The following is a 13,193-nucleotide window of genomic DNA, read 5'->3' on the forward strand; positions in this document are numbered from 1 at the left end:
TTTTAAGATCTCCTTAAATCAGAAGTTAAAGTAATTTTCACAATGTTAAGCGCTTTCATTGTCTTACACTATTATTATAAGCTAGATTCATTTAAAAATCTACTTAATTAAACTAATAGGGGTATTAGCTCAATTAAGCCCTATTCATATCTTATCCTATTATCTTTTAAAGAGATATTCTTCATGTTTAATAACAAAAAAGAATCACCACCCCATCTGGAAAAACCAGACAAGATAGTGATTGCTCTTTTAGGAATGAATACACGAAATCAATGATTTAAATAATTATTTATTTTTCAAGAATTCATCGTATTGTTTTTGCATTTCATCCAATACTTTTTGGTAAGCACCTTCAGATTTAAGTTTTTCCATCAATTCTGGAATAGCTTTTTCTGGGTCTACAGTACCAGTGTTGATAGCTGTATCGAATTGTTGCATAGTGTTAGTGATAGCTGAGATTTCAGATTTCACGTTGTCAGTGTTGAAGATGAATCCAAGCGCTGGAGATTCTTTTGCAGTTTCCAAGTCTTTCTTAGATTGTGCAATTTGTTCATCTGTAACATTTTCGTTGATGTAAAGGATCCAGTTGTTACCAGTGTTCCATCCTGACATGTGAGTGTTTCCTTTGTATCCATCAAGAACGCGAACGCGGTTTTCTTTACCTGCTACTTTCTCCCAGTTCTTGCCTTCTGGTCCATAAACAAGTCCGTTCAAGAGTTCTGGGTTAGTGTTCAAGAGGTTCAACACTTCCATTGCTTTTTCTTTGTTCTTAGAGTTATTAGAGATTACAAAGTTAGCAACTTGAGTTGTTTGGTTTTTCTTGATGAAGTTAGTAAATGGTTTGATTTGGATGTCTCTGTTAGCAACACGTGAAAGCAAGCTGCTACCGTAGTCAGCTGGTCCTACTGTTTCTTCGCGAACGAACCAAGTATCTTGAGTAAGGTCATATGAAGTGTCGCTTGTTGCTACGTCTTTTGGAATGTATCCTGCTTCATAGAATTTGTGAAGAGTCTTCAAGTGTTCTACGAAACGAGGAACTTCGTAACGGTTAACGATCTTAGTAGTGTCGCCTTCAAGGTCGATGACGAACGGAAGACCATTTGCAACTGGGTAGTCAAAGTTTTCTGATGGGATAAAGTTTTTACCAACAGCGAATGGCATTACATCTGGAGCTTTTTCTTTGATTTGTTTCAAGACTGGTTCAAGTGTTTCGTATGAATTTACACCTGAGATATCGATGCCATATTTTTCAAGAAGTGGACCATTGAAAGCAAAGTTTTGTGAAGATGCAACGTTAGCTGCAACTGGAACAGAATAAATCTTACCGTTTACAGTGTTACCTTTGATGTAAGCTGGGTCAAGAGCTTTGTACAGTTCAGCTCCTTCTTTCTTGTACAATTCTGTCAAGTCAGCATAAGCACCTTTTTGAGCGTTTACAACATAGTTATCTGCAAATGCGATATCGTAGTTTTCACCTGAAGAAGTGATAACTGACATTTTCTTACCATAGTCACCCCATCCAAGGTATTGGATGTCTAATTTAGCACCAACTTTTTCTCCGATGATTTTGTTTGCATTTTCTAGCAATTCATCCAAGTTATCTGGTTTGTCACCGATTTGGTACATTTTGATAACAGTTTTGTCACCTGAAGCTGAGTCAGCAGCTTTTTGGTTGTTCCCTTTAAGGTTTCCACAAGCTGCAAGGCTAGCTGCCAAAGCTACAAGACTAGCTGAAGCGAAAGCATATTTTTTCCAGTTTTTCATGATAAAAACTCCTTTATTTATTTTTATTTTAAACAATAGTTAGGATGAACCTCTCATCAAACGAGAAGCTCATAGGTGTGAGAAACTATGTTTCTCGGCTCTTTTTATTCTTTAACACCACCGATAGTCAACCCTTTTACAAAGTAGCGTTGGAAGAATGGGAATACTGTTGCGATTGGAATAGTTGCAACAACAACCATGGCCATACGTCCAGTTTCTTTAGGTAGGGCAACTGCAAGTTGTCCTGACATACCAACTGACTTGGCAATGTAATCCATGTTGTTTTGGATTTGCATGAGCAAATATTGTAATGGATACAAGTTGTCACTCTTGATGTAGAGGAGGGCGTTAAACCAGTCGTTCCAGAATCCTAGGGCTGTTAGCAGCGTAATGGTTGCAATACCTGGTAGAGATAGAGGCAAACAGATCTGGAAGAAGATCCGCGCTTCACTAGCACCATCGATACGAGCAGACTCAAGAATCGCTTCTGGGATTGTCTTCTTGAAGAAGGAACGCATCAACATGATGTTGAATGGTGATAGAAGCATTGGAACAATCAAGGCCCAAATTGTATCACCAAGGTGTAGCAATTGAGTTACTACGATATAGCCTGGTACCAAACCGGCGTTGAACAACATACTAAGGAGTGCAAATACTGTAAAGAATTTACGGTACTTGAAAGTCGTTCTTGAGATAGCGTAAGCATAAGTTGTTGTGATAAATACGTTTGTAAAAGTACCAACAACTGTTACAAAAGTTGAGATAAAGAGTGATTGTAGAATCTTATCCTTAAATTGGGTTAAGAACTCAAATCCATCGAACCCGAATTTTGATGGGAAGAAACTATATCCGTGTTGAACAAGACTTGTTTCATCTGTAACTGAGATCATGATAACAAAGATGAAAGGCAAGATACAAGAAAGGGCAACTAATCCAGTTAAGATACTAAAGAAGATATCTGTTTTTTTACTGAAGGAGTGGATGCCGACATTATCAATTTTTTCTTTTTGAATATTTTTTGCCATTTACTCCTCCTTTCTAGAATAGTGCCGAATTAGGATCCACACGTCTTGCTAGCAAGTTTGATAGAATAACAAGAATCAAACCAACGACTGACTGATAGAGACCGGCTGCTGATGCCATACCGATGTCTGCCGTCTGAGTCAAGCCATTGAAGACGTAGACGTCCAATACGTTTGTTACGTTGTAAAGCTGACCAGCATTGTGAGGAATTTGGTAGAAGAGACCAAAGTCTGCACGGAAGATATTTCCGACTGCAAGGATGGTCAATACTGTCACGAGCGGTGCCAACTGAGGAATGGTTACGTTACGGATACGTTGCCACTTGCTAGCTCCATCCACTGTCGCTGCTTCGTAGTAAGTTGGGTCAATTCCCATGATAGTTGCATAGTACATGATACTACTATATCCAAAACCTTTCCAGATTCCTAGGAAAAGCAAGAGATAAGGCCAGATACCCAAGTCGGCATAGAAGTTAATACCTTTCATACCAATAGCTTCTAGGAAACGATTGATAACCCCTTTGTCAATGTTAAGGAAAGCGTCTGTAAAGAAACTGATGATAACCCATGACAAAAAGTAAGGGAACAACATAGTTGTTTGATAAATCTTAACCATTCTCTTAGAGCGAAGCTCACTGAGGATGATGGCAATACCAACAGATACAATCAAACCGATGAAGATAAATCCAAGGTTGTAAAGAATAGTATTTCGAGTGATGATAAAGGCATCTCGTGAACTAAACAAGAACTTGAAGTTATCTAGTCCGACCCATTTACTATTGATGATACTGTGAATAAATCCTTCACCAGTCATACGGTAGTCTTTGAAGGCAACCACGTTCCCAAATACCGGGATATAGAAGAATAAAATCAACCAAACTGTCCCTGGTAAGACCATTAAGAGAAAAATCCAGTTATCTCTCAAGGTTTTTGAAAACTTGTTCATAATTTCCTCCCTTTTTATTTTTTTTTAAACTGATAATATCAGATTTTTTAGACTTGATAACGTTTACAGGATAAGTATACTCCTATTTTAAGGTTAGTTTAAACTACTAATTATAGAAAAAACTCCACAAATTATTTTATGTGGAGAATTTTTTGTGTAAGAAGTAGGTTTCACGAGAAACATACTACTCATTCTGTTCACTATTTAGATCTAGGTTGTATAAATAGTCGAAGCTGTTGCAATAGTATGCCACTGGTTAGCAGTCGTCGCTGCGAAATCCTTGTCTGCGTAAAAGTCGGTAAACGGAAGAATTTCCACCTCTAGTTCGTCGATACGAGAAATTTCACCTGCTAGGTAGTTCTCAATACGGCTTTCAGCGCGCTTAATCCGTTGCAAAAGCCCTCCAATACGGATATCTACAGTATCCAGACCAAAGACCTTGTTTTCTTTCAACCATTGTTGGCTAAAGAGGGCATGGAAAGTTTCGATAGCACTTCTGAGTTTTGGCAATTCTTCTCTGGCGATTTGTTGCAAGCTGTCTTTATCATCTGCTTGATAGGCTTGACGGATACGTCGTCCCACATCAACCTTGCTACTTAAAATGGCATTCAACTGAGCCTGAGTTTCAAAGAGATAAGTGTAGATGCCAGCTTTTTCTTTAATGGCAGCAAGAGTCTCAGCTGCCTGGGCAAAGTGTGGTTTGTCCTGTTCAGGTGTCATGTGCTTGTCAAGGATCGGACAAAGCACGTCCTGATAAAAGGTATAGCGGTTAGGATTGATACCACTGAGATTATCTGGTAGGTCTGGCAAGAGATTGGCTAGGTCGATTTGCATGAAATCTTCCGCTAAGAGACCGGTATTGGTCTTGAAGTGGGCTGACAAACGTCCCAAATCATTTCTGTAGCTGAGTTCTGCCCAGATTTGTAGACTTGGCAGAATAGAGAACTGAGCTGTTTCACCACCATTATCTCCCCAACCAGTCACAATAACTTCTTTGATCTGATTAGCACGGCAGGCTTTGTTAGCCTCGATAGCGATTAGTCGGCTAAAATGGTTGTTAGGGGCAAAGCCAATCCACTTCCAAGCACCACCTGCAAAGGCGATGTCCTGACTAATCTTGTGGTGGTTGTTAAAGTTACGGTTGTATTTTTCTTCGCTGTCTTGGTAATAATCCCAGTAAACCAAGGTCACACGGTCTTTTAGACGGTCAAGAAAAACTCGTGTTTCCTCTGGAATTTCGACATCACGGTCGTACTGGCCATCTGCTGACATGAGTTTGAAGAACATATCGCTCCACATCTGGCAGTGGAAACCATACTTGTCTGCAATATCCAGCACGCGCTCCAAGTGTTGGCACATAAGGAGACTACGATCCACAACACCATTGAGAATCAAATAGCGACCCAAACCAACCAAGTGGGCTTCGTCCATGCCGATATTGACCTTGCGTGTCTGCAGTTTAGACAGAGTAGCAAACATGCCGTCGATTAGGTCGTAAACTTTTTCTTCGCCGATGAGGAGAATGTCCTCTACATCACGAAGTTGCTGGACTTCTTTGACACCCCATTTGACAAAGGCTGATAAGTGGGCCAAGGTCTGGATACAAGGAACAAAAGTCATGTCAAACTGCTGGGCATAGGCTTCGATTTCCTGTAATTCTTCAGCTGAATAAGCCCCACGGAAATAGCCAAAGTAAGGTTGTCCCTCAATCTGATAGGTGTCTTCCATGTAGAGCTCAAAGGTTGAATAACCCATCAGAGCTAAGACTTCAATCATATGCTTGGCAGATGCAACATTTAGAACCGCATTACGGGAACAATCCGCCATGTAGGCTAAATCTTCATAAGCCGCTTGCTCCTCAATCTCTACTCGATCACCTTCTGTTAAAGCTGTTGCTAGCACGGACAAGGCACGGTAGAGTTGGTGAGGTTTGCGATAAGTCAATTGATATTCTCCGCCCTCACCCTTGATAGAGATGGAAGCTTGGTCAGACTGAGCGACTGCCACTTCTACATCTGGTAGGGAAATGTGTTTTTGAAGCAAGTCTATAGCTTGCTCTTGTTTGGAACTAAGTCCTGTAAAAATTACCATTGATTTTCCTCCTGCAACCAGTTGACAAGGGCACCGTAGAGATTGGCATCTGCATGATAGGTGCAAGCTTGGATAACTGGAGTAATTGTATATTCTTCGTAAGTTTCTACAAAAGTATCTACCGCTTTTTGCACACCTTTGATAAAATTTGGATTTTGACTGATGGAACCACCTAGGCTGATCACATCTGGGTCGATTAGATACTGGATATTAAGAAGCCCTTGGGCTAGATTGCGGTTCATACGTTCAATAGCTTCTTGGCAAAGGGTATTGCCTGCTGTAGCTTCTTGGTAAACCTTACGGCCATCCCAGTCAGTCTGACCAGATTTTTCAATTACGTAGCGAACCATGTTTCCTGTAGAAGCTAGTTGCGACCAGTTGTTGAGCTTTTCTGCTGGTTCAATAGTTGTCATATAGCCGAACTCACCTCCCAAGCCATGGCGACCACGATGCAGTTTGCCATTGATGATCATAGCTCCACCGATTCCTGTACCAATCACAACACAGGCTGCATTTTCAATCTCGGGATGAGCTAGCAGTTCACTAAGTCCAACACAGTTGGCATCATTTTCTAGGTGGACTGGAATCTGGTAAGAGCTAAGGGCCTCATACCAAGAAAAACCATGGATGTAAGGTACCGCACTAATTCCCTCGATAATACCTGTCTCTTGATTGACCGCACCTGGAACGCTCATGGCAATACCTTGGTAGTTTTGTTCTGACAAGCGTTGGTCTAGCCAAACTAGTAAATCTTCTAGCGTTTCCGGAGTCGGCGCGCTTGCCTTATCCAAAATCTTTCCGTCAGGAGTCAGACTAGCAAACTTAATCCCAGTCCCCCCGATATCAATCGTTGCGATTGTCATATTATCACCAAAAAAGGGGCGATCCCGCAATTCTTCTCACTTGTCGCCCCTCCTTTCTTTTTATTCTTTCTTTGAAAGCTTCCTAGGAGAAGGTCTCGTTCTCTCTAGTATAATTCAAAATAGATTAAATTTCTTCTTTTTTAATTAATTCTGTACGAATTTCAAGTGGTGCCAATAGTCCTGAATGGACTGGGTATGGGCGTTCCAACAAGTCAAGAATGGTTTGTTGTTTTTCAGACACACGGATATTTTCTTGACTCATATTGTAGTAACGGAGGACATAACCTTCTTCATTCTCAGCTACCTTAAAGGCTGTTGGGCAGACTTGTGGCAAGTTCAGTGCCGGATGGTTAAAGAGGCTACCCGTTGCTGCAACGCTACCCTCTTGTTTTGCAACTTGAAGAGCTGTAAATGGCACCTGGAAGGCTTTGGCACGACGGAAGGCTGAGAAGCGTTCCCCTGCTTGGTGACATTCTACTGCAAATTCAACTTCGATATCACGCAAGCACTGAGCTTCCGGCGTTGGGAAGTAGCCCCAGTCACCGAGTTCACCTGAAGCACGGAGAAGGGTTACAGCCATGGTGTCGTCTCCAAGGATTTCGTATTCGTGCAATCCTTTATTGGATACGGTCACTCCTTTTACATCATCATACAAGCTGACAAAGGCTTGTTGGTGTTGTGGATTTTCAGGATTTTCCCAAGAAGCTGCCGGTTTATTTGGTCTTGTCACAACTTCATAGATGCTTTCAGAATCATTGCTTGGACGAGTGTTATGAGTTTTCACCAAGAGACGGATGCGATGATCCTTGGCTGTGTTGGTAAAGCGAGTTTTAAAGCGAATCTGTGGATTGTCCACAAAGACAGTCATTTCTGTTTCAAGAGGAATGGTTGTCAACTCTTCTGAACGACCTGCATCTCGTTTCATGAACTCGATGATACCTCTTTGTTCTGCATCCAATTTTTCATCTGCGCTAACTGGAATAGTCAAGTCATGTTTGAGCAAGATTTTGGCATAGCGAGCATTATTTTCTAAGACTTCATAACCTTTCAGTTGAGCATAGATTGGATCAGTTCCTTTTGGTTGGAAGTAAATGTACTCGTTACCAATATCTCCACGGTCCTCGAATTGGATGAAATCTTCGTAGGCTTCGTTAGTAGTCTTGTCGTAGAGTGTAATTCCTTCATCTACACTCACTGTTACGAATGGTGTATCAATGACTCCATTTTGGTAAATACCATCTCTGTATTCTACTTGACCTTCGACCAATTGGAAGCTTGCCCAAGAAAGCGGAGCAAGGTGGACTGGGATTGTCACGCGCACTTGGCGTGCAATATATGGTTGGCGGAATTTATCCTTAGGCAAAGTATAGCCAAAACTTGCTCCCAAGTCTTCAATCTTGGCTTCAAGGACATGGCCATCCAAATCTTCAACATGGTAATCTGGCAAGGTCACGGCTGCCATCTTCTTGTAACCTTCAGTCGGATGCAATTCTTTAAAATCACAAGTCACAACATCCACTACAACACTAACTGTATCAACCTTGTCATGTAAGGTTGTGTTGACAACGGTAAAGAGGTGGTCGCTTTGCGCATTTTGAGTAGCTAATTTACCCTTCCATTCGTTAAGAAGGTTAGTCTTAACAAAATTCCCAACTTGATTAACCTTGGCAAAACGAGTTTCCATTTCACGGTGAACTTCGTCAATACTACAACCACAGATACTATCGTGCGGTGCATTTTGCAGAAGTACTTTCCAAGCGTAGGTCAATTGATCCTTGTGGTTGTGTCCACCAGTGATAATGGTTAATGGTTCCACTACTTGCTCCAGCAAGTTGCTATTTTCTTGGAAGGCTTGTTTGAGATAAACACGTGAAGAAGAGGTATTGGCAAGGGTGTACCAGCCATCCGTTTCCTGGCTAGTCAACTCACCTGTGACCGTTGATAATTGTTCAGGAAGGGCACTTTCCACTGCTTGGACATATTCGTCAAATGAGCTATGAATAAAGGTCACGTCAGGGAAGAGTTCGTTGGCCACGCGAATGGCTTCACTCAGATTTCTCTGAACAGGCTGGTGGTCACAGCCGTTCATCATCAACCATTGGTTGGTCGATGCATAGTCACGAACGTCTGCTAATTTTTGCTTCCAGAAAGCCAAGGCTTCGTCTTTATCCACTGGAATTTCATTCCCGTTACTGTACCAGTTAGCAAAGAGAATACCGAGGACACGGCTACCATCAGCCCCTTGCCAGTACATCTCAGAAAATTGAGAGGTAAACTGTTCATCTTCAAGGACTTGGTTATCAAATCCGATTGGCTTGACACCGCGACCAAAGGCTGCTACGTGAATACCTGATTTTTGAAGGATTTGAGGAGCCTGCCCCATATTTCCAAAGGTGTCTGGGAAGTAACCAATTTGAGTAGATTTGCCCCATTTAGCACATTCCGCTTGTCCAATCAAGGTATTGCGGACGTTAGCTTCACTGGAAATCAAGTAATCATCCTGCAAGATATAGAATGGTCCAATCTTCAATTTGCCTTCGTCGATATAACGCTGCACCTTGTCACGGTTTTCAGGGCGAATTTCTAAATAGTCATCGAGGACAATGGTTTGTCCATCTAGGTGGAAGCTCTTGAACTCAGGATCATTTTCAAACAGATCAAACAGATTGTCAAAAAGTTCCACCAATTGCATACGGTGACTTTCAAAAGGTAGATACCACTCACGATCCCAGTGACTGTGAGAGATGATATGTACAACAACATTTTCCATGAGTAAAACCTCATTCTAACTTAAATTTAAAAATATATTTGTGATTCTTTCCTAGAATCAGTTGAGCGAAAACGTGCTCCTTATACTCAATGAAAATCAAAGAGCAAACTAGGAAGCTAGCCGCAGGCTGTACTTGAGTACGGCAAGGTGAAGCTGACGTGGTTTGAATTTGATTTTCGAAGAGTATTAGCGAATATCTAGGTAATCCAAGACCAATTCGCAGAACATCATGTTGGCCCAAGAGAACCATTCACGAGAGTAGAGAGTCGGATCATCTACGTGGAAGCTTTCGTGCATAACCCCTGTTCCGCCATCACAGGCAACTAGTTGGTCTAGCAAGTATTTTTTCTCAGCTTTATCTGTAGCTGTTAAGCCTTGGATAGATAGGGCAATCGGCCAGATATAACGATAGAAGGTATGAGAGCTTCCGAGACCGCTAGCGTATTCTCCTTGGTAGAAGTAGGGATTTTCAGGGCTGAGAATGGTGCGACGAGTTGCTTGATACACTTCGTCATTGACATCACAGTAACCAAGATATGGAGCAGCTAACAAACTTGGTACGTTAGGGTCGTCCATGATGCTGGCATTTCCTAAACCGTCTACTTCAAAGGCATAGATCTTCTCGCCCTTGCTGTTAGTCGTGTAGGCGTAATTTTCGATCCCTTCTTGTATTTCAGCTTGCAGGCGTTTTGCATCTGCAATGATACTCTCACTATCAGCTAGATTCAATGTAGCAAAAATTTCCTGGACATATCCCAAAACAACCACCGCAAACATATTTGATGGAATCAAGTAGCTATACTGACAGCAGTCATCACTCGGACGAAAGGCTGACCAGGTCATCCCTGTCACGGCAAAATTAGGACCAAAACCATCATTTACCAAGGTATCTTCCTTACGATCAGTATCACGAACGAAACGGTATGGTGAGTTATTGTGATCTTGCTCCACCGTCCAGAGATGGAGAATCTCCTTAGTCGCCGTAACAAAAGTTTCATCAAACTGGCTAGTCTCACCAGTTTCCTTCCAAAGAAGGTAAGCCAATTGCAAGGGATAGCAAAGCGAATCTACTTCATACTTGCGTTCCCAAATCCAGCCATTGAGGTCTGTATGGTCTGTCTCGTGATGACCCTTCCAGTTCTCCTCAATATTGAAAGAGTTGGCATAGGGATCCTTGAGAATCAAAGTCATCTGGCGTTTAACCAAACCAGCAATGGTCTGGCGCAAACTAGGGTCTCTTTTTGCCACATGAAGGTATGGTCTAAGCTGAGCAGTCGAGTCCCGAAGCCACATAGCTGGGATATCCCCAGTTAGTACAAAGGTCGAGCCGTCTTCTAAGATTTCAACTGTATTGTCTAAAGTGTCTGTGTAGCAACGTTCAAAGACATCCACCCATTCAGGATGTTCCTTGGCTCTCTCCGCTACCTCATCTAGCCACTCTCTGACGATTTCTTTAGAATAAACCATAAACTATTTTGCCTCTTTCAAACAGATTTTCATTTTCAGTATATAGCTTTTAGCCCAGAAAATATATACACAAATGTTAGTCATTATTCTACAAAATTGTTATATTTTGAAGTCATTTTCTAAAAGTATCCTTTTTCTGATATAATGTAGAAAACTACAGAAGGAAATCGCTATGAAACCTATACTTGAAACCATAGATACCCGATTTGGCACCGCGAGCAAGCATGTCTTTTCTCGGGGAAATACCCTACCATACACTGGAGTGCCTTTTGGGATGAATTACTTTGTCCCCCAAACTAGTGACCAGGAAGGATCTTGGTTTTTTGATCCCCATCTTCCTATCTTTCAGGGTATTCGACTAACTCACCAGCCTAGCCCTTGGATTGGCGACTACTCTTGGCTCTTGCTGACACCAGTAACAGGAGAAATCAGCGGCGACTCGCTCTTCCATCGTCAGTCTTCCTATAATCTTGAGCGTGCTATTTTCAATCCTCATTACCTCAGGATTTTTTCAGAGCGTTACCAGATTGAAACTCAGTTAAGTCCTACTTGCTATGGAGCTTCTATTCAACTAAGACAAACACAAGGCAAGAACCTCTCACTCTATGTTCATGCAGCTGATGATTTAACATTAGAGCAAGTGGATCATCGTACTATCGACATTCGACAAAGCGGATTAACGGAAACAAACAAAAGTCCCCTAGCCATGTTCACTGCCCTCACATTTTCAGTAGAAATCTTATCTATCAAGCAAGAGGGACAGGACTGGCGTATTGATTTGGCTGGAGTGGAAACTCAGGTCCAACTAGCGACTTCCTTTATTTCCAAAGAACAAGCCCTCTTTAATCTTCCTAAACAAGATTTTGAAGACACGAAAACAAACGCCAAAGCGAGTTGGGAAGATCTTCTAGGTCGTTTTGATGTCGTAGAAACTGGGCCAGTAGATCGAACATTTTTTGACCACTGCCTCTACAGACTTTTCCTTTTCCCGCAAACCTTTTATGAGGTGAATGAGCACCGTGAAAACATCCATATAGACCTAGCTTCAGGAACTATCAAGCCTGGTCTACTCTTTACCAACAATGGCTTTTGGGATACCTTCCGTACTTCATTTCCACTCTTTGCCTTGATCATTCCAGAGCACTATCGTCAATTTCTCGAAGGCTTCCTCAATAGCTATCGTGATACTGGATATCTGCCTAAGTGGCTTGCACCTGACGAAAGAGGAATGATGCCTGGAACCCTGATTGATGGTCTGATTGCAGATAGTGCTTGTAAAGATATGGCGCCTGAACTTGAGGAGGAATTTCTCAAAGCTATGCTTGAAACTGCGACTAAGGCTGATCCAAAAGCTATCAACGGACGACACGGTCTGGCCCAATACCAAGAGCTAGGCTACCTATCCACAGACTATCACGAAAGTGTCAGTCACACGCTAGACTATGCCTACAGTGATTTTTGCATCTCTACTTGTGCAGCAAAATTAGGTCAAGAAGATCTAGCAAAAACCTATGCTCACTATTCTAAAAACTATCAGAATCTATTTGATCCTGAAACAGGCTATATGAGGGCGCGTGATGTAGATGGCAATTTCCGTCCTGACTTTTCTCCTTATAGTTGGGGCCGTGACTACGCTGAGTGTTCAGCTATTCAAGCCAGTCTCGGTGTTTTACATGATATTTCTGGCCTTAGTCAACTTATGGGTGGAAAAGAAGCCTTTAGCAACTATCTCTTAAAAGCTTGTCAAAGTCTCCCACTCTTTGAAACGACGGGTTATGGATATGAAATTCACGAGATGAGCGAAATGGCAACAGTGCCATTTGGTCAATTAGCCATTTCAAACCAACCAAGCTTCCACATTCCTTATCTCTTCCGCTACAGTAATTATCCTCAGTACACCAGTCTCTTAATCAAGACTCTCCGTCAAAAAGCCTTTCGAGCTGGCTGGGATGCCTATCCAGGTGATGAGGATAACGGTAGTCTCTCCGCCTGGTATGTCTGGTCTGCTCTCGGATTTTATCCAACCTGTCCAGGAAAAGCATCTTACGACCTTGGGATTCCACTCTTTGATCATCTACGTGTCTATCTGGCAGAAAAAGAACAGTGGTTAGATATTCACGCGCATCAAAATCATGAACACTTCCACTTTGTGCAAAACTGCCAGTTGGATGGAAATGAAAAACAGAACATCAGCCATAAGGAATTGCTCAAAGCCCAAACTCTTAACTTTACCCTCAGCTGGTTGCCAAAACACGATTAAAAGCAGATTT

8 protein-coding genes are annotated in these 13,193 nt (G+C 42.0%); 1 reads left to right on the forward strand and 7 read right to left on the reverse strand.

What is annotated here, in order from left to right:
* Window positions 1-285: 285 nt before the first annotated feature.
* From QM941_RS08435 to QM941_RS08465, 7 genes are all read right to left on the reverse strand, one after another.
* Complete coding sequence (locus tag QM941_RS08435; RefSeq protein ID WP_414340133.1) at window positions 286-1,764, reverse strand: ABC transporter substrate-binding protein; 1,479 nt, start codon at window positions 1,762-1,764, stop codon at window positions 286-288.
* A 104-nt stretch (window positions 1,765-1,868) separates the two neighbouring features.
* Window positions 1,869-2,789: a carbohydrate ABC transporter permease gene (locus QM941_RS08440; protein ID WP_414340134.1), complete on the reverse strand. Its 921-nt coding sequence runs from the start codon at window positions 2,787-2,789 to the stop codon at window positions 1,869-1,871.
* Window positions 2,790-2,802: 13 nt separating this feature from the next.
* Complete coding sequence (locus tag QM941_RS08445; RefSeq protein WP_414340135.1) at window positions 2,803-3,732, reverse strand: ABC transporter permease; 930 nt, start codon at window positions 3,730-3,732, stop codon at window positions 2,803-2,805.
* A 210-nt stretch (window positions 3,733-3,942) separates the two neighbouring features.
* Window positions 3,943-5,823, reverse strand: coding sequence for a beta-N-acetylhexosaminidase (locus tag QM941_RS08450; protein WP_414340136.1), 1,881 nt, complete (start codon window positions 5,821-5,823; stop codon window positions 3,943-3,945).
* Window positions 5,817-6,686, reverse strand: a complete 870-nt coding sequence (locus tag QM941_RS08455) for an ROK family protein (RefSeq protein WP_414340137.1) — start codon at window positions 6,684-6,686, stop codon at window positions 5,817-5,819. Before QM941_RS08455 ends, QM941_RS08450 begins: the two co-directional genes overlap by 7 nt.
* Window positions 6,687-6,810: 124 nt before the next feature.
* The gene (locus QM941_RS08460) at window positions 6,811-9,456 is read right to left on the reverse strand and encodes an alpha-mannosidase (protein ID WP_414340138.1); all 2,646 of its coding nucleotides are present in this window, start codon (window positions 9,454-9,456) and stop codon (window positions 6,811-6,813) included.
* Between the two features lie 186 nt (window positions 9,457-9,642).
* The gene (locus tag QM941_RS08465; RefSeq protein ID WP_414340139.1) at window positions 9,643-10,923 is read right to left on the reverse strand and encodes a glycoside hydrolase family 125 protein; all 1,281 of its coding nucleotides are present in this window, start codon (window positions 10,921-10,923) and stop codon (window positions 9,643-9,645) included.
* Between the two features lie 172 nt (window positions 10,924-11,095).
* Between QM941_RS08465 and QM941_RS08470 the strand changes: the two genes are divergently transcribed.
* The gene (locus QM941_RS08470) at window positions 11,096-13,183 is read left to right on the forward strand and encodes a GH92 family glycosyl hydrolase (protein WP_414340140.1); all 2,088 of its coding nucleotides are present in this window, start codon (window positions 11,096-11,098) and stop codon (window positions 13,181-13,183) included.
* The last annotated feature ends 10 nt before the right edge of the window (window positions 13,184-13,193 follow it).

Origin of the sequence: Streptococcus timonensis, from assembly GCF_047460355.1 — a bacterium.
GTDB classification, from domain to species: Bacteria; Bacillota; Bacilli; order Lactobacillales; family Streptococcaceae; genus Streptococcus; species Streptococcus timonensis_A.